The sequence below is a fragment of the Nocardia sp. CWNU-33 genome (assembly GCF_046764895.1).
GTDB lineage: Bacteria > Actinomycetota > Actinomycetes > Mycobacteriales > Mycobacteriaceae > Nocardia.
In genome coordinates this window covers 272052-289795 of the sequence record NZ_JBKOQN010000006.1, presented here as the reverse complement: position 1 = coordinate 289795, position 17744 = coordinate 272052, and the positions used below count along the sequence as shown (strand labels likewise).

Here is a 17744-nt window from a genome sequence, read left to right as displayed (position 1 = left end):
CCGCAGGCCGCTCGGTTCAGCGAGTGGCCTCCGGCGCGGCGTATCGGTACGCGTGGTGCTCGACGAAGCCCATATCGTGGTACATCGCCATGGCCGGGGCATTGTCGGCTTCGACCTGAATGTAGGCATGGGTGGCGCCACGAGTGTGTCCCCAGCGGATCAGCTCGGCGCACACCAGCGAACCGAGCCCGTGCCTGCGATGCGCCGCGGCGACCGCGACACAGGTCAGCCCCACCCAGCATCTCCCGTCCGGCGCGGTGGTGAGCGCGCCGCGGCCGATCGCGATCGGTTGCGGCAGGCCGAGCGACGCGAACCCGACCTCGCCGTCCTGCACCGCGGTCAGTACGTCGAGCTCCGGTACCGGCCGCGAAACACTCCGTGCCGCAGGGTCTTCGCCCTTGAACCGGTGCAGGTCCACCCAGGCCGGGTCGGGTGCGGGCGCCACTCGGACCATCGAAGGTCCCTGCGGCAGTACGACAGTGTCGATATCGATGCCGAGCACCACGGTCTCGCTCCAGGTACGCCAACCCGGCGGCACGGGAGCGAGGCGATCGGGTAGTTGCAGGAGCAACGGCAGCCCGTGCGCGGTGAACCACTCGCCGATGCGGTGCAGTGTTTCCGTGCCCAGCTCCGCTGGTCCCGCGGAATTACCCAGCGGCACCGCCGAATTGGCACGACCGGTGTAACCGCGCCCGGCACGCACCAGCCAACCGTCGATCCAGGCATGCTCGATCCCCGGCCACCCGTTGGCCGCGGCGGCCTCCAGCGCCCGGATCTCTTTGGTGCGAATAGGTCTCGGTCCCAACGCTTTCAGTGCGACGACGCGGTCCGGCGCCACCGCGACCACCTGTCCGTCCACGGCGCGCACCGTCGGCGGATTCAGCGAGACGAGCTCGCCGATCACATCGGTCAGCGATTGTGGATAACCGGCAGGCAGTTGGTAGCGAAGCACCACGCGCCTGCCCAGCGGAATATCGGGCAGCGCAGGGTCAGTCATCGTGGCCGAACGGATCGGGCACGGTGCCGGGAATCCAGCTCAACCCGGGCGCGCCCCAGCCGTTTCGCTTGATCGCCTTCTTCGCCGCGCGGGCGTTGCGTCCGATCAGCACATCGACGTAGAGGAACCCGTCGAGATGACCGACCTCGTGCTGCAACATGCGCGCGAAGAAGCCCTTGCCCTCGATGTCGACGGGTTCACCGTGCTCATCGATGCCGGTGACCCGAGCCCACTCGGCCCGACCGGTGGGGAACTGCTCGCCGGGCACCGACAGGCAGCCCTCTTCGTCGTCATCGGGGTCGGGCATGACCTCGGGGATCTGTGAGGTCTCCAGCACCGGGTTGATCACCGCGCCCTTGCGCCGTGTCGCCTTGCCGTCGGCGCCGATGTCCGGGCAGTCGTAGATGAACAGCCGCAACGGCACGCCCACCTGGTTGGCGGCCAGGCCGACGCCGTTGGCGGCGTCCAGGGTCTCGTACATATCCGCGATCAGCTCCGCGAGCTCCTCCGGTGTCTGGGTGACCCGTTCGGTCGGGTGGTGCAGAACGGGGTCGCCGACGATGACGATGGGGAGGATTGACATAGGGCAATTATTGCGGGGGCGGCCGGGCGGTGCGCCCTGAGGGTGGGAACACCCCGGTAACACGCGTTACCCAGGGGTAGCGAACACGCCGCGACGAGGATGCGGCATTCCCATCGGCCCGTGGTTGAATGATCCGCGACGTACAAGCATCATTTTTCGTCTGGTGGTTACTCGGCGAGGGAGCGAGATGGACGGCGCAGCGGCACGGAATCTTTCCGCGATCCAGGGCAGCCCTTCTGCGAGCGACGATGTCACGGTTGAGGTCTCGACACAGACCGATGACAGTGACACCGACGGTTTGAGCCGTCGTGAGCGCGACATTCTGGACTTCGAACGTAAGTGGTGGAAGTACGCGGGCGCCAAGGAAGAGGCCATCCGCGAACTGTTCGGCATGTCGCCGACCAGGTACTACCAGGTCTTGAACGCGGTCGTGGACCGTCAGGAGGCGCTCGCCGCCGACCCGATGCTGGTGAAGCGCCTGCGCAGGCTGCGGGCGAGCAGGCAGAAGGCTAGGGCCGCACGGCGGCTCGGTTTCCAGGTATGACCTGTTGCTGTGAATTGAGACTAGGGTCGAGCAGGTGAGCTACCCGAATCCCACCTCCGGGGGACCGCCGTTGCGCGCGCTGGCGATGGTGTTGATCGCGCTGGCCATTGTTTTTGCAGGCCTCGGTGCGATGTCGCTGTCGAGTTCCGATACCGACAGCGCAGGCGAGTCGGAGGCCGTATCGCCCGCGTCGCAGGTTCAGGCGACTGTGCGCACCTCGGCCGCGACGTCGACATCGGAGGCGGCCACCACCACCGCGACGCCGACCACGACTAAGCCACCGACCACGACGACGCCACCGACCACGACGACGCCACCGACCACGACGCCCGCCCTGAGTCGCGCGGTGCCGGTGCGGGTTCTGAACAACGGCCTGATCGCCGGATTGGCCTCGCGCACCGCGAGCGAACTCAGCGCCAGTGGCTGGAACGTCGTCGAAGTCGGTAACTATCCCGGTGAGAATGTCGCGAAAACAACTGTGTTCTACGGAAATACGCCCGGCGAGCGGGAAGCGGCCGTGGCGATCGCCGCGGAACTCGGCGCCACCGCCGTACCGCGCAGTACCGGAGCCGGTGATTCGGGTTCGGGTGTGACCGTCGTCGTCACCGGTAACTGAGGTCCGTGGCCCGCCGCGACACGGCCCGGTCACTCCCGCGACACGACGGGCGTGGCATCATCTTGTCCGGTAACGAACGTGTCCACCCAGCTTTACTCGTAAACTCGGTACTCGTAAAGGAGTTCTCCGATGGCCCCGTACACAACTCGTCGCCCGTCCTGGCGGACTGTGACCCCGGTGCTTGCGGTCGCGGTCTTCGGCCTCGCTGGCTGTTCCAACAGTCAGGAGTCGAGTGATGTCAAGGGAACGACGCCCCCGGTGTGGACCGGCGCGTCCGCTCCGGCCGGCGAATCCGGTACCGAGCACGGCAGCGCCGACGCCAACGGTGGCGTGAAGGTCGAGCTGAAGGACCCCGCGGGCGCCTCCGTCGGCACCGCGAACTTCGTCAAGGACGGCAAACACCTGCAGGTCACGGTCGAGGGCCACGGCCTGAAGCCCGGATTCCACGGGCTGCACATCCACCAGGTCGGCAAGTGCGAGGCCAACTCGGTCGCGCCCACCGGCGGCCCGGCGGGCGCCTTCCTCTCGGCGGGCGGCCACCTGCAGGTCGGCAGCGCCAACGCGCACCCGGCCAGCGGCGACCTGACCTCGCTCGAGGTCCGCGAAGACGGCATGGCGAAGCTGGTCACGACCACCGATGCGGTGACCCTGGAAGAGATCAAGGGCAAGGCCCTGATGATCCACGCCGACGCCGACAACTTCGGCAACATCCCCAACCGTTATGTTCGGGCCGACGGCGTTGCCGGCCCGGACGACACCAGTCTGGCAACCGGCGACGCGGGTGGCCGCGTCGCCTGCGGTGTCATCCAGTAGCAAGGTTTGATATGGCCGGGGCAGGAATCGAGCGGGTTCTCTTCCAAGGTTCGCCCCGGCCGACGATCGGCATCGAGTGGGAGATCGCGCTGGTCGACAAGGTCACTCGAGACCTGTCGAATACGGCTGCGGCAGTGTTCGATTCGGTGGGTGACCTGCGTGCGCACGACGGCACCCCACAGGTCACCAAGGAGTTGCTACGCAACACCGTCGAGTTGGTCACCGGGGTGCACAACACCGTCGGTGAGGCCGTCGACGATCTGAGCGGCACCATGGAAACCTTGCGGCGTGCCGCCGACCGGTTGGGCGTCGACCTGTTCTGCGCGGGCACCCATCCGTTCGCCCAGTGGTCGGCGCAGCAGCTCACCCGTTCGGTGCACTACGACGAGCTGATCGAGCGCACCCAGTGGTGGGGCCGCCAGATGATGATCTGGGGCGTGCACGTGCACGTCGGGGTCTCCCACCGCGACAAGGTCTTTCCGATTCTGAACTCGATGCTGCTGTCGTATCCGCATCTGCTCGCGCTGTCCGCGTCCTCGCCGATGTGGGCCGGTTCGGACACTGGATATGCGAGCAATCGGACGCTGATGTTCCAGCAACTGCCCACCGCCGGGTTGCCGTTCCAGTTCGAAAACTGGACAGAGTTCGAGCATTTCGTGCACGACCAGATGAAGACCGGGGTGTTCGAGCAGCTCGGCGGCATGCACTGGGACATCAGGCCCGCACCCAAGTGGGGCACGATCGAGGTGCGCATCTGCGACGGCATCTCCACGCGTGCGGAGCTATCGGCGTTGGCGTCGTTTATTCACTGCTTGATCGTGGATCTCGATCAGCGGGTCGAGAACGGCGAACAGCTACCGACGCTGCCGCCGTGGCATGTGCAGGAGAACAAATGGCGGGCCGCCCGCTACGGCCTCGACGCGATCGTCATCGTGGATGCCGCCAGCAACGAGCGGTTGGTCACCGATGATCTGATGGATGTGCTCAACCGGTTGGAGCCGACGGCCAAACGGCTCGGGTGTGCCGACGAGCTGCGATTCGTCGCCGAGATTCCAGAGCGTGGCGCGTCGTATCAGCGGCAACGCAAAGTCGCCGCGGCTGCCCAGGGTGATCTGATCGCGGTGGTCGACTCGCTGGTCAAAGAGCTGGACCAGTAGGTCTGCCCATCGTTTCGGTCGACTGACGTTCAGTCGGCCAGTGGGGTGGCGTTCATCCCCCGTTTACTATGGTCGACGTGCTTGTCGAAGATCCGGGTTCCAGAGTGGGAAGTGCGGATGCGCGGGTGCGCGTGCCGCATACCCGGGTGTGGATGGCGGTTGCTGTCGCCGCCGTGCCGATCCTGCTGATCGCCCTGCAGATCGTGGCCGTGGAGCAGGGCTTCGAGGGTCCGCTGGAAAGCGTGTGGCACGACTATGTCGGCACGCCCAAGTCGATGTCGGTGCCGTGGGCCGGGCTGGTGCTCGCCCTCGTCGGTGTATCGATGCGGCGTCGGATCATCGCGCTCGGCGCGGCCGTCGCCATCGATCTGGTCGGTGCGGGCGGGCGCCTGCTCGCGGGCGATCCGGTGACCGTCGGCAACGGGCCGGTGATCGTGCTCACCGGGCTCGCCGTGCTCGCGTGGCTGCGTTGGCGCGGCGTCGAACGGCGCAATGCGCTGCATGCCGCGGCGTTGGGCGCGTTGCTCATGCTGGCGACCAAGGTCGGCGATGTCTGGCTGCACGTCACGGTGATCACCCGGCCGACGGTGCTCGACGAGTACGTCATGCTCGCCGACCATGCCCTTGGCGACCCGTCGTGGGTGATGGGTCGGGTGCTCGACACGCTCGGTCCCGGGGTCTACGCGGTGCTGCACTGGGTGTACATCGAATTGCCGGTCGCGGCGATCGTCGTCGCGGTGTGGCAGCTGCGCGGGGTGGTCCCCACCGGTCAGTGGCCGAGCCACTATCTGGTGCGGACGTTCTTGGTGCTCGGCCTGCTCGGGCCGGTCATCTATGTGATCTTCCCGGTGGTCGGCCCGATGTTCGCGTTCGGGCCGGACGGTCACGGGCTGCAGGTCGGCAATTTCTGGCCGGGGGTGCTGCCGCCGATCGACCACAGTCCAGCGCCATTGCCGTTCGATGCCGCGACCCCGCGCAACTGCATGCCGTCCATGCACACGGCGTGGGCGCTGTCGGTGTTCCTGCACACCCGCCGCGACACCAACGGCGACCGTGCCCCGCTCTGGCTGCGCTGGGGCGGCACGTTCTGGCTGCTCGCCACCCTGACCGCGACACTCGGCTTCGGCTACCACTACGGCGTCGACCTGGTCGCGGGTGCGGTGCTCTGTCTGACGGTGGAGTCGGTGCTGCGTGAACCCGAACGCGGCTGGGGTCTGTTCCGCGTCCGGGTGGTCGCCTTCGGCGCGGCAATCCTGACGACGCTGCTGATCTCCTACCGTTACCTCGCGGTCTCGATGGCCGAATACCCGGTATTGGCAGGCACAGTCGTGCTTGCGCTGCTCGCGGCAATGGCCGCTGCCTTCCACGCCACCTGGTTCGCCCGGCGCCCCGGAGTCGCGGCGAAGGATCAGGCGCTCACCGCGCCGTCCATCGCGTGATCTCTCGGCGAGGCCGGGGCGCAGCACTGTAAGCGCTTGCCGGAGTCAGGGCGCGTCGATGTCGTCGCCGAGCTCGTTGACTCGGAACAAGCCATCGCGGTGGCGCTGTTCGCGATAGGCGGTGCGGCCGATCAAGTGTGCGATGACCGGTGCGGTGAGCAGGGTGAATAAGCCGACGAGGACGAGCAGCCAGACATTGCCGCTGCCGCGCAGTGGGATCGCCGCGCCCTCCAGCACCAGGATCAGCCCGATCACCTGCGGTTTGGTGGCGGCGTGCATGCGCGTCATGGTGTCGGGGAAGCGCACGATCGCGATTGCCGCGGTCAGTGCGAGCACGGACCCGGACAGGATCAGGACGGCGGAAATCCAGTGCCACAGTGTCATCGGTCGTCCTCGTCGCGCGTCATTGGTCGTCCCTGACCCGGAATCGGGCGACGGCTGCCGAGCCGAGGAACCCGACGAGCGCCAGCGCGACGATCGCGGGGAGCACGGTGGTGTCGTTGCTGTAGGCCGCCCAGACCGCGAGCCCCGAGGCGGCGATCGCCATCAGCGAGTCGATGCCGACGACTCGGTCCAAGGTGCTCGGTCCGGCGAGGACACGGTAGCTGGTGATCACGGCCGCTGCCGTCAAAAGCACGGCGGCGACAATGGCGACGACGGTCATCTGCTGACCTCCGGTGGTTCGGTGAGATGCCATTCGGCGGGGCGCTCGAACGAGGCGATCAGCAGTCGTTCCAGCCGCCGGGTGGTCCGATAGAACTTGTCGACGGCCGCGTCGCTGCCCACGTCGAGCACGTGTACAAAGACGACGCGGCGTTCCTTCTCGATCTCGAGCACCATGGTTCCCGGAATCAGATTGAGCAGGTCCGCGCACAATGCGAGCACCAGATCGGATTTGATCTCCATACGCAGTCGCAGCACACCGGAGACCGGTGGCGGTGCGGGCCGGATCGCGAACCAGGCGACCTGGAGGCTGGATTCGAGGGCGTAGTACACGCTCACCACGATGAGTTCGGCCAGCGACAGCGGGTGCAGTCGTCCGGCGACCGGCACCCGGGGCAGCGGCAGTGTCACCATGATCAGCGCGGCGACGGCAAGCCCGGCCAGCAGATTGGCGACGCTCAGATCACCCCACAGGGCCATGTAGACGGCGGTCAGCCAGACCAGAATGCCGACGCGGACCGCCCGCTCCCGGTTGATCGCCGCGCTACCGAGGCTCATCGGACTGCTCCCGGCGGCGCCATCTGCGAATTGCCGAGCACCGCACGGGTATACACGGCGGGATCGCGCAGATCCGTTGCGGCGCGCTCGGCGATGCCGAGGATGGGCCCAGCCAGCACGGTGAGGCTGAGGCCCACCGCGACAAGCGCGGTCGTCGACAGCACCATCAGCGCCGGCATGCGGCCGGGGTCGGTGCGTTTGTCGTAGAGCACGTCGCTCGAATCCTCGATCAGCGTAGGTGGTTTGGCGGCCGTGAGATGGCCCTCCGGAGCCTCCGACCGCGGCCGCCAGAAGGCCTTGCTCCACACCCGCGCGACGACATACAGCGTCAGCAGGCTGGTGATCACCGACCCCGCCACCAGCACCCAGGCCAGCACACTGCCGTCTGCCGCACCCGCCTGCAGCAGCGTGACCTTGCCGATGAACCCCGAGAACGGGGGAATCCCGGCGAGATTGAGCGCCGGGACCAGGAACAGCACGGCAAGCAGTGGACTTGCCTCGGCCAGGCCGCCGAGCCTGCGCAGCGTCACCGAACCGGCCTGACGCTCGATCAGACCGACCACCAGGAACAGTGTGGTCTGCACCAAGATGTGGTGCGCCACGTAGAAAACCGCGCCCGTCAGCCCGGCCGTGGTGGCGAGCCCGACGCCGAACACCATGTAGCCGATATGGCTGACCAGCGTGAACGACAGCAGGCGGCGAATATCGTTCTGTGCGATCGCGCCGAAAATGCCGACCAGCATGGTGAGCAGACCACAGACCAGCAGCACCGAATCGAAACCACCGTCGGGAAACAGCAGCGTGTGCGTCCGAATGATCGCGTACACACCGACCTTCGTCAGCAGCCCGGCGAACACCGCGGTCACCGGTGCGGGTGCGGTGGGGTAGGAATCGGGCAGCCAGTTCGACAGCGGGAAGACCGCCGCCTTGATACCGAACGCCACCAGCAGCACCGCATAGATGGCGGTGCGCGTGCCATGGGGCACCTCGCTCATCCGGACGGCCAGCTGTGCCAGGTTCAGCGTTCCGGTGGCCGCATAGGCCAGCCCGATGCCGGTCAGGAAGATCAGCGACGACAGCATCGAGACCATCACATACGCGACGCCCGCGCGGATCCGGTCCGCGGTCGCGCCGACGGTCAGCAGCACGAACGAGGCGGCCAGCAGGATCTCGAAGCCGACGAACAGATTGAACAGGTCACCGGCGAGGAATGCCGCCGAAACACCCGCGGTCAGCACAAGATAGGTGGGCCGGTAGATCGAGGTCGGCTGCCGTTCGTCGCCGTCGCGGATGTTCTGGCCCGCACCGTAGAGGGAGACGACGAGCAGCACGATGGACGAGACCAGCAGCATCGCCGCGGAGAGCCGGTCCACCACCAGCGTGATGCCGATCGGTGTTTCCCAGCCGCCGACCTGGACCGCGGTGGTGCCGTCCCGGTCGGCCAGATACAGCAGCAGTCCGCAGATCACGACGACCGACGCCAGCGCCAGCACCATGATCGACCGCTGGATGCGTGGCTTACGGCCGAACACCAGGGTCGCCGCGGCACCGAGCAACGGGACCAGCACTGGCAGCGGCGCCAGCACGGGCAATAGATCCGGCGACGGGCTCAATCCTCTGGGTCCTCTCGCTCGCGCCGTGCGGCGATGTCGACGTCTTCCCGGTCGTTCTGGACATCCTCTGTGGTGGTGAGGCTGTAGGACCGGTAGGCGAGCGCGAGGACGAATGCCGCGAGGCCCATGGTGATCACGATCGCGGTGAGCACCATCGCCTGGGACAAGGGGTCGGCCGTCTGTTCGTGCGCGTTATCGGCGTCGCCGCGAATCGGTGGCCTGCCGCCGGGTCCGCCGACAGTGAGGATCAGCAGATTCACCGCGTTGCCGAACAGGATCATTCCGAGCAGCATCTTCGACACGGCACGTTCGAGGATCAGGTACACCCCGCACGCGACGAGCACCCCGATGAGGACCAGCAGCGTCAGGTTTGCCGTCATGACCACACACCGCCCTTCGCCGAGCCGGTTTTGTCGGATGCCAACTCGTTGTCCAGGCGCGCGCCGAGGCTGCGCAGCACATCGAGGACAAGGCCGACCACGATCAGATAGACGCCGAGATCGAAGAACAAGGCGGTGACCAGCTTGATATGCCCGAGCACCGGCAGCGTGACTTCCAGGATCGCCGAGGACAGCGGCGGCGCGCCGAGCAGCAGCGAGCCTGCCGCCGTCCCGGCGGCCAGTGCCAGCCCGGCGCCGAGCACGTGGCCCGCGTCGACAGGGAGTGCCTCACCGAGTTCGTACCGGCCGCCCGCGAGATAGCGCAGGGTCAGCGCAAGTCCGGCGGTGAGCCCGCCTGCGAAACCGCCGCCGGGCGCATTGTGGCCGGAGAAGAAGAAGTACACCGACAGCACCATGATGGTCGGGAAGACCAGGCGAGTGGTGATCTGCAGGACCATGGATCGGTCCCGCCGCGCGACGAGTCGGCCCGCTGGCAACCAGCTCACCAGGTCCGGGTCGTAGTTCGGTGCGTCGGCGGCGCGCGGTGCGGTGCCGAAACGCCTGCTGCGGAACACCAGTGAGGCCACCCCGGTCGCAGCGACGACGAGTACCGAGATCTCGCCGAGGGTGTCCCACGCGCGGATGTCCACGAGTAGGACGTTGACCGCATTCTTGCCGCCGCCGAATGTGTAGGCGGCGTCGGGGATCAGGTGCCAGATCGGTTCGGTGCTGCGGGCCGCGCTGGCGAAGGCCGCGAGCGTTACGACTGTGGCGCCGACCCCGGTGGCGAGCACCGCCCTGCGCATCTTGAAGGCGGCCGTGCGGCTGTGCTCGATCTCGGCGGGGAACGCGCGCAACACCAGCACGAAGATCACCAATGTGAGCGTCTCGACGAGAAATTGGGTGAGCGCGAGATCCGGAGCGCCGTGCAGCGCGAAGATCACGCCACACCCGTAGCCGGTGACGCCGACGACCAGGACGCTGGCCAACCGGTTGCGCAGCAGCGTTGCGGCCAGCGCCATCGCGGCCATGATCGCCCCGATGGCCAGTTGCAATGGTGAATCCCACAGGCGCAGTTCGACTCCCGTGCGAGTGCCGCTCGCCAGCAACACCGTCGGCAGGATGATCAGCGTGCCGAGAATGGTCGCTTGGCTCAACGGCAGCGAACCGCGCTGCACGGCGGCGGTCATCCGCAGCGACAGGCGATCCATCGCCGCAAGGGTGGCGTCGTAGGCCCGGTCGGCATTGCCGAGCTTGGGGCGCGGGGATTCGCCGATGCGGGTACGCAGCCAGAACAGTGCGACGCCTACGGTGATGATCAGGATGGTCAGCGCGAGTGGGTCATTGAATCCGTGCCACAGTGCCAGATGCGAATCGAGGGTCCCCGGCAGGGTTTTCGCGTACGGACTCAGCAGCTCGTCGAGCCAGGGTGCGGCGATTCCCGCGGCCAGGCTCGCCACCGCCAGCACCGCGGGAGCTGTAAGGAACAACGCACCCGGCGCATGCCAGTGATCCTCCGCCGCACCATGCGTGCCCTGATCCTGCCTGCCCCGCCACTCGCTGTCGTTCGTGCCGGTCGAGCGCCCCGGCTTGTCCGCGAACGCACCCCACACGAAGCGGATGCTGTAGCCGACCGTCAGCATCGACCCGAGCACCACGCCGGCGGCGACGGTGGCCTTGGCGGGCGCGGCGAGCGTATCGGTGTCCAGGATGGCGGCCAGCGCGCTTTCCTTGCCGACAAAGCCGAGCAGCGGCGGGATCCCGGCCATGCTGAGCGCGGCCGGCATCGCGACTGCGTACAGCCCGGGTGCGCGGCGGCCGAGACCGGAAAGTCGCCGTAGATCCCGCGTGCCTGCCCCGTGGTCGATGATGCCGACCACCATGAACAGACAGCCCTTGAAGAACGCGTGCGCGACTATCAGCGTCACACCGGCCAGCGCCGCGTCCGGAGTACCGAGGCCGACCATCAGGATCAGGAAGCCGAGCTGGCTCACCGTGCCGAATGCCAGCACCAATTTGAGGTCGTGCACCTGGATCGACCGCAACCCGGCCAGCAGCATCGACGCCACCCCGAGGGTCAGGATCACCGGGTGCCACGGCGGGCTGCTCGCGAACACCGGCGCCAGCCGAGCCACCAGGTATACGCCCGCTTTCACCATGGCGGCGGCGTGCAGGTACGCGCTGACCGGAGTCGGCGCGGCCATCGCACCGGGCAGCCAGAAGTGCAGCGGCACGATCGCAGACTTGCTCAACGCCCCGACGAGCAGCAGCACCACGGCGACATTCACTGCGGTGCCCGCCGGCGGGTCCGCCCGCGTCAGCAGGTCCGACAGCAGGTAACTGCCGCTGGCCTCACCGAGGATGGTGATGCCGACGAGCATCGCGAGTCCGCCCGCGCCGGTCACCAGCAGCGCCTGGATCGCCGCCCTTCGGCTGACCGCTTGCTCGGCGTTGTGCCCGACGAGCAGAAACGACAACACCGTGGTTGTTTCCCAGAATACGAAGAGCAGCAGCATGTTGTCGCTGGTGACCAGCCCGAACATGGCCCCGGCAAAGCCGACCATCTCGGCCGCGAAGACTCCGAGCCGCGGCTGGTCGTCCTCGAAATATCTGGCGCAGTAGATCAGGATCAGCGTGCCGATGCCGAGGACGAGCGCCGACATGATGGCGGCGAGCGAATCGAAACGCAGATCGATGTTCATCTCGATGCTCGGCGCCCACGCGACCCGAACCTGCTGTGTGCTATCCCAATTCGCAATCACCCAGCCGAGGCCGCCCAACGGGACCAGGGCAAGGACATAGAACGCATTGCGGCCCAACATCCGCACGCACAGCGGTGCCGCGAGCGCGGCCATGGCATGCGCGAGCAGGATTACGAGCAAACTGCACTCCGTCGGGTCGGGGCGGCGGCGTGATGCGGGTAAATCCTACGCGGAGCGCGTGTTTTCAGTGGCTGGAGCCGGTATGGCGTCGGCCATGTCGGAGCGGATCGGCTATATGTCCGCTAATGTTTCGCCTTCGGCGGGCTCGTCCGATCGCGGCCGGCCGCGCGGCCGGAAGAAGTACAGCACGGCAATTCCGACGGCCGAACAGGCCACGATCGCGAGTGCGGTGCACCCCGGTGTCGATGCTTTGGTCGCGCCGTCGGGCCGGAGTTCGACCGCTGTGATGATCGATGGCAGGTAGAGGGCCGCGATCGCCAGCACGCCGCTCGGCGCGTAGCGAGGGCGTGCCGTGCCACAGCAGTAGCCTGTCGTCAATGCGAGACCGGCGCTGCCTGCTGCGTCCACGACGTTGATATCGCTGCTCCCGTTGTATATGGCGAAAACGGCGAGTCCGGCGATCATCGTGATCGCGATGAACGCCGACGGCAGTCGGGTCCCGATGAACAGCCCGACGGCGGTAATTACCAGCAGCGCAAGCACGCCCCAGCCCGGCCGTGCGGCGTAGCCGAGGGCAGTGAAGACCGGAACCAGACTCACCGCCAGGTACACGCCGACGCCATCGCGCCCCGGCAGCAGCATCGCGGCGGCCATTGCGGCGAGCGCCGTCGCGGTGACCGCGAGTCCGATATCGACCGCATGGCTGACGTTGGGCGCGTCCTGATACTGGCGGTTCAGCCATTCGCTGACCATGAGGACGACAAGGGCCAGCACCATGGCCGCGAGAATCGGCGTCACCGGAAGTTCCACGGCCAGCCGCGGTGACCGCTCGGCCATCGGCCGCGACCGGTTGTGGTAGGTACTGAGCAACAGGAACAACACCGCCGCCGCGATCAGCCACCGTGGCGGTGTTTCCAGAACCTCGAGCGGATCCTGCGCGGTGATATGCAGTACGTCGGCCAGGTTGCCGGCGACGAAGGAGCCTGCGCCACCCAGTGCGAATCCGATCGCCAGACCCGGCCTGCGCAGCACTGCCGCGCCGAGTGCGCCGAGCAGGACGCCCGCGCACACCGAGTCCAGATAGTTCTGTGTGGTCAGCATGTCGGGCGAGGAAACGTGGCGTCCGGCAAAGTGATTGACGAACATGCCGAGCGCGCCGCCGAGCGCCGTCGCCCACGCCGCCACCGGACGGGTGAAGGTGGTCACCAGCACGGCGACAGCTACGGCGACGATCACCCCGATCGCGGCACCGCGCGGCACGCTGTTGATGAGGCTGGTCAGCCGATACTGCGTGCTCTGGCCCGTCCAGGTGAAGGTGATCGGCAGCAGTAGCGACACGCCGGCGACCGCGGCCCCCAGGAAAGCCGTGATCGTGTCGACCGCATTGCCGATCCTTCGCACGATGCGAACATACCTGTGCGCGCCGGTTGACCTTGTGATTACTGAAACATTGCCCGGTCAGGTGCAACTTGGGCAAAGGCCAGTAAGGCCTGGATTGCGGCGAGTTCGCCTCGGTGGCTGCGAACGGCTAACCGCGGGTGTCGGCGTAGCGACGTAGCGACTCGACCTGATCGGGATCGAGCGAGGGCCGCACCACCGCCCGTGCCGCTGCGACGTCCTCGGCCGTGACGTCGGCGGCGTCCATATCCCGCCGCATGGCCGTCAGCGCGGCCTCACGCAACAGGGCCGCGCAATCCGCCGCGGAGTACCCGTCCAGGTCGGCAGCGAGTGCGGCGAGGTCGACGTCGTCGGCCAGCGGCACCGACCGGCCCGCGGTGCGCAGAATCTCCAGCCTGGCGTCGGCGTCCGGCGGCGGCACGAACACCAGGCGCTCCAGTCTGCCCGGGCGCAGCAGTGCGGGATCGATCAGCTCCGGGCGGTTCGTCGCGCCGAGCACCACCACATCGCGCAGTGGCTCCACACCGTCGAGTTCGGTCAGCAGCGCGGCGACCACCCGGTCGCCGACGCCGGAGTCGCTGCTCTGACCGCGTCGTGGCGCGAGTGCATCCACCTCGTCGAGGAAGATCAGCGAGGGCGCGGAATCGCGTGCGCGCTGGAACAGTTCGCGCACCGCTCGCTCGGAGGCCCCGACCCATTTGTCCATCAGCTCAGCACCCTTCACCGCGTGCACGCTGAGCTGGCCGGTGCCCGCCAGCGCGCGAACCAGGAAAGTCTTGCCGCAGCCGGGCGGACCGTAGAGCAGCAGCCCGCGCGGCGGATGGATGCCCAGGCGGGCGAAGGAATCCGGGTGGCGCAGCGGCCAGAGCACGGTCTCGGTGAGCGCCTGCTTGGTCTCGACCATATCGCCGACGTCGTCGAGACCGAGGCTGCCGATCGCGAGTTCGTCGACGCCGGAACGCGAGAGTGGCCGGATCACCTCCAGTGCGCCGAGCAGATCGGCTTGGGCCAGCACCGGGTCCGAATGTTGTTTGCTCGCACGGGATGCCGCGCGCAGCGCCGCCTCTCGGCACAGGGCCGCCAGATCCGACACCACGAATCCGGGTGTCCGCGAGGCGATGTCGTCCAGCTTCAGTTCGTCGGTCGGCACCTTGCGCAGCAACTGCTCCAGCAGTGCCTTGCGCACCGCGGCCGTCGGCAGCGCGAGGGCGAGTTCGCGATCGCACAGGTCGGGAGCGCGCAGCCGTGGGTCGATATCGGCGGGGTGCGCGGTGGTCGCGAGAAACGCGACGGAGGGCTCGGCGATCGCCGCTCGCAACTGGTCGAGGATGAGGGTGGCGACCGGTTCGGCCTGCGCAGGCAGCAGTGCGTCGATATCGGTGACGAGCAGGATCCCGCCCCGACCGGAGCTGGTCTCGGCGACCGCGGCGGCGACCTCACGCAACCGGGTGCCGCTCTCGGCGGCCCCGACGGTCGGGCCGTCCAGCTCGATGATGCGCCGCGGCGCGGTCACCGAGCGAGCCAGGGTGGCCTTGCCGACACCGGCGGGGCCGGTGATCAGCACGCCGAGATGCGGTGTGGCACCGAGGGTTTTGAGCAACTCCGGTTCGTCGAGCGCGAGGCTGAGCCACTCGTCGAGTTTCGCGGCCTGGCCGTGCACGCCCGCCAGCTCCTCGACGGGGATCGCGGCGCGACCGCTCCCGGTGACCCAGCCTGTTACCTCGCCGTTCGTCGCAGCCATGGCCGCCAGCTCGCCTGCTGCGGCCGCTGCCTGCAATTGCTCGCCCACCGGGATCGGTGCCCCGGCCGCCGCGCGGTCGGCGGCCTCGCGTGCGGCGACCACGCCCGCACCCCAGAAGACGGCGGTGTTCGGCTGCACACTCACCGGGCCGCGCCCGGGATCGATGGCGGTCACCGTGAGCAGCTCGGTGGTCCACGCGATACCGAACGTGCGGGAAAGCGCCTGGGTGGCAGCCGAAGAACTGATGTCGGGGCCCAGATCTCGCGGCAGCAGCGAGACCGCGTCACCGACGGTCACGACCTTGCCGAGCAGCGCCTGTCGCAGGGTCGCCGCCGGAATGGTCCTGGTGGCGTGCACCGACCCGCTGACCGAGACCTGTTTTGCGCCGTACACCGTCGCGGGGGCGACGACCACGGTCGCGTCCTCGCGCAGTCCCGCATTCGACAGTGTGACGTCGTCGAGCAGCGCAACTCCCGTCGGTGTATCCGCGGGCGCCACACCGACGACGGCCGCGGTTCGCCGCGACCCGACCATCGAGATGCCGTCCCACTCACGCAGCCCGAGCGCGGTCAGCGCCTCCGGGTGCAGCCGCACCACGCCGCGGCGGGCATCGGCGGCGGACGGGTTCAAGCGAGCGGTGAGAGCCAGTTCTGCCACTGTGCCATTCTGCCCGGGTGCGGGCGTGTTCGCCGAAAAACACCGTCGTGAACACCTCGTCCTGCTATTTGCAGCTCGCAAACATAATTGTGAGTGTTTTCACGGAACCGGATGCGGCCGGGTTTCGTCGTCGGCGGCATCGTGGCCGCGCACCAGTGGTCGAGTGCCGACCTACTCGGTTCCAGCCGTTGCCGCAGCAATCAATGAACGGCGGCGATCCACGCTGTCGCGCACATATCTATTTCACTGTTCGCAATGACTATTATGTGGTTCGTCACGCACCGGCGTGGTGTGACAACTCCATTTCAGTTATGTTCCGGCGACCAACTATTTCGGCGGAGAACAACCCGGGGAGTCCGTCGACATCGGCGCTAATCCCTTGTGTGCCAGTCACTTGCCGACGCGGTAACGTCCCCGACGGTCGATCCGATCGGACGGCCGTCTTTTGGAGGGGATTCAAAGAATGAAGTTCGGAAAGTTCAGCGCGACCGCATTTCTGGCCATCGCGGCGGTGGGAATCACTGCGGGCGCCGCGACCGCGCAACCGGTGGCCGTCGAGCAGGCCGTGTCCACTTCGGGCATCGAGCAGGGAATCGGCTACAACACAGCGCTTTCCCGTGATGCAAAGGTTGTGACCACCACGCTCGACGCGGGCAAATTCGCCCTCAGCGGTAACGGCGCAGCGGTGGCGGTACAGGGCGAGAACGGCGCGGTCGTCGCCGAGGTGCCGCTGACGTTCGAGGTCGCCGGGCACGCGATTCCGGTCGCCTACAAGATCGACGACAGCGGCCGAAGCCTCACACTTACACCGGAAGTGAGCCCGAAGGATATCGCCGATCTGAAGGACATCAGCTCCTTCGACAACTTCGTGCAGCAAGCGAGCCAGAACATTGTCGGCATGATTCTCGGCGGCATGCTCGGCGGATTCATCGGTGGCCTGCTCGGCTTCGGCATCTTCAGCCTCATCACCGGGCCGACCGGGATCGTCGTCGGCGCGCTCGCGGGCGGTGCGGCCATGGGCGGTCAGCCGTTCATCGATGCTCTGACGGCGCTCGCCACCGGCCAGCCCTGAGCAGTGACGGTATGAAAAAAAGCGCGTGCGCAGCCGGTAGGCTGCGCACGCGCGCTGTCTCAGCGAGACACTGTCCTACCTGACGATCCCGGCGGCAGTGGCGACCGGGGTATCGGCATTGCTCGGCGCGAGGCAGACCAGCTTCGCGGTACCGAGCGCGACGTTCGGGCTGCCTGCGAAGGAGCTGTTCGGGTTCTCCGCCAGTATCTGCTCGATCAGCGCCTTCTCCGCCACGCTATCGAGCGCTTTGAATTCACCACAGGTGGTGCGCGACGCCGGGCCGAGCGACGGGTCGACCGTCTTGGCTGGGGTTGTCGCAGCGCCGCCACCGGTGGTCGGTGGGCTGTTGGTGCCGGTGCTGGTGCCGGTCGGCTGTGGTACCGACGAACTGGTGCCGGTCGTACCCTTGCGCAGACCGTTGGCCTCGGCGGATTCATCCGATCCGCCGCAGCCTGCCAGCAGTAGGACCACCGCCCCTGCGGCGAGGGCGATGGCGGAAGTTCGCTTCATCACGTGCATTTCCCGGTGACTAGAGGCGCCGGAGCCTCCGGCGCGTTCGATGCAGCGTACCGGGTGCGATCGGGTCGTCGTCATGGGAGGCTCCGCAGCGGATCGGGCGCCGGGTCGGGCT

At 67.5% G+C, this 17744-nt stretch carries 17 protein-coding genes; 6 read left to right on the top strand and 11 right to left on the bottom strand.

All coding sequences use genetic code 11. The features are described 5' to 3' along the window. Window positions 1–16: 16 nt before the first annotated feature. Both ACLMAL_RS10885 and ACLMAL_RS10880 read right to left on the bottom strand, forming a co-directional pair. Entirely contained in the window at window positions 17–997 is a 981-nt protein-coding gene (locus tag ACLMAL_RS10885) for an N-acetyltransferase family protein (protein ID WP_411998928.1), read from the bottom strand. After that, window positions 990–1580: a peptide deformylase gene (locus ACLMAL_RS10880; RefSeq protein WP_328406835.1), complete on the bottom strand. Its 591-nt coding sequence runs from the start codon at window positions 1578–1580 to the stop codon at window positions 990–992. The genes ACLMAL_RS10885 and ACLMAL_RS10880 overlap by 8 nt, the downstream gene beginning before the upstream one ends. A gap of 187 nt (window positions 1581–1767) precedes the next feature. Here ACLMAL_RS10880 and ACLMAL_RS10875 point away from each other — a divergent pair, with 187 nt between their 5' ends. The 5 genes from ACLMAL_RS10875 to ACLMAL_RS10855 all read left to right on the top strand — a co-directional run bounded on the left by ACLMAL_RS10875 (window position 1768) and on the right by ACLMAL_RS10855 (window position 6149). Then, the gene (locus ACLMAL_RS10875; protein WP_328406834.1) at window positions 1768–2124 is read left to right on the top strand and encodes a DUF3263 domain-containing protein; all 357 of its coding nucleotides are present in this window, start codon (window positions 1768–1770) and stop codon (window positions 2122–2124) included. Between the two features lie 34 nt (window positions 2125–2158). Beyond that, entirely contained in the window at window positions 2159–2740 is a 582-nt protein-coding gene (locus tag ACLMAL_RS10870; RefSeq protein WP_411998927.1) for a LytR C-terminal domain-containing protein, read from the top strand. Between the two features lie 129 nt (window positions 2741–2869). Continuing rightward, the gene (sodC, locus tag ACLMAL_RS10865) at window positions 2870–3553 is read left to right on the top strand and encodes a superoxide dismutase[Cu-Zn] (protein WP_411998926.1); all 684 of its coding nucleotides are present in this window, start codon (window positions 2870–2872) and stop codon (window positions 3551–3553) included. Between the two features lie 11 nt (window positions 3554–3564). Continuing rightward, window positions 3565–4710 carry a glutamate--cysteine ligase gene (locus tag ACLMAL_RS10860; protein WP_411998925.1) on the top strand — a complete coding sequence of 382 codons (1146 nt, stop codon included), beginning with the start codon at window positions 3565–3567 and terminating at the stop codon, window positions 4708–4710. A gap of 152 nt (window positions 4711–4862) precedes the next feature. Then, on the top strand, window positions 4863–6149 hold the full coding sequence (locus tag ACLMAL_RS10855; RefSeq protein WP_411998997.1) for a DUF5933 domain-containing protein: 1287 nt from the start codon (window positions 4863–4865) through the stop codon (window positions 6147–6149). A gap of 45 nt (window positions 6150–6194) precedes the next feature. Here ACLMAL_RS10855 and mnhG read toward each other — a convergent pair whose 3' ends face one another. From mnhG to ACLMAL_RS10815, 8 genes are all read right to left on the bottom strand, one after another. Further along, window positions 6195–6533 (bottom strand): monovalent cation/H(+) antiporter subunit G, encoded by a 339-nt coding sequence (mnhG, locus tag ACLMAL_RS10850; protein ID WP_411998924.1) that lies wholly within the window; start codon window positions 6531–6533, stop codon window positions 6195–6197. Between the two features lie 19 nt (window positions 6534–6552). Then, window positions 6553–6813 carry a monovalent cation/H+ antiporter complex subunit F gene (locus tag ACLMAL_RS10845; RefSeq protein WP_328406829.1) on the bottom strand — a complete coding sequence of 87 codons (261 nt, stop codon included), beginning with the start codon at window positions 6811–6813 and terminating at the stop codon, window positions 6553–6555. Next, window positions 6810–7349 carry a Na+/H+ antiporter subunit E gene (locus ACLMAL_RS10840; RefSeq protein ID WP_328412470.1) on the bottom strand — a complete coding sequence of 180 codons (540 nt, stop codon included), beginning with the start codon at window positions 7347–7349 and terminating at the stop codon, window positions 6810–6812. Before ACLMAL_RS10840 ends, ACLMAL_RS10845 begins: the two co-directional genes overlap by 4 nt. A gap of 17 nt (window positions 7350–7366) precedes the next feature. Beyond that, window positions 7367–8983 carry a Na+/H+ antiporter subunit D gene (locus ACLMAL_RS10835; protein WP_411998923.1) on the bottom strand — a complete coding sequence of 539 codons (1617 nt, stop codon included), beginning with the start codon at window positions 8981–8983 and terminating at the stop codon, window positions 7367–7369. Then, window positions 8980–9363: a Na(+)/H(+) antiporter subunit C gene (locus ACLMAL_RS10830; RefSeq protein ID WP_411998922.1), complete on the bottom strand. Its 384-nt coding sequence runs from the start codon at window positions 9361–9363 to the stop codon at window positions 8980–8982. The genes ACLMAL_RS10835 and ACLMAL_RS10830 overlap by 4 nt, the downstream gene beginning before the upstream one ends. Further along, the gene (locus ACLMAL_RS10825) at window positions 9360–12245 is read right to left on the bottom strand and encodes a Na+/H+ antiporter subunit A (RefSeq protein ID WP_411998921.1); all 2886 of its coding nucleotides are present in this window, start codon (window positions 12243–12245) and stop codon (window positions 9360–9362) included. Before ACLMAL_RS10825 ends, ACLMAL_RS10830 begins: the two co-directional genes overlap by 4 nt. A 111-nt stretch (window positions 12246–12356) precedes the next feature. Further along, on the bottom strand, window positions 12357–13646 hold the full coding sequence (locus tag ACLMAL_RS10820) for a hypothetical protein (protein WP_411998920.1): 1290 nt from the start codon (window positions 13644–13646) through the stop codon (window positions 12357–12359). A 127-nt stretch (window positions 13647–13773) separates the two neighbouring features. After that, window positions 13774–16041 (bottom strand): AAA family ATPase, encoded by a 2268-nt coding sequence (locus tag ACLMAL_RS10815; protein ID WP_411998919.1) that lies wholly within the window; start codon window positions 16039–16041, stop codon window positions 13774–13776. A 463-nt stretch (window positions 16042–16504) separates the two neighbouring features. Here ACLMAL_RS10815 and ACLMAL_RS10810 point away from each other — a divergent pair, with 463 nt between their 5' ends. Then, complete coding sequence (locus tag ACLMAL_RS10810; RefSeq protein WP_411998918.1) at window positions 16505–17113, top strand: hypothetical protein; 609 nt, start codon at window positions 16505–16507, stop codon at window positions 17111–17113. Window positions 17114–17188: 75 nt separating this feature from the next. On the opposite strand, the gene ACLMAL_RS10805 is transcribed toward ACLMAL_RS10810, so the two are convergent. Further along, window positions 17189–17623, bottom strand: a complete 435-nt coding sequence (locus ACLMAL_RS10805; RefSeq protein WP_411998917.1) for a hypothetical protein — start codon at window positions 17621–17623, stop codon at window positions 17189–17191. Between the last annotated feature and the right edge of the window lie 121 nt (window positions 17624–17744).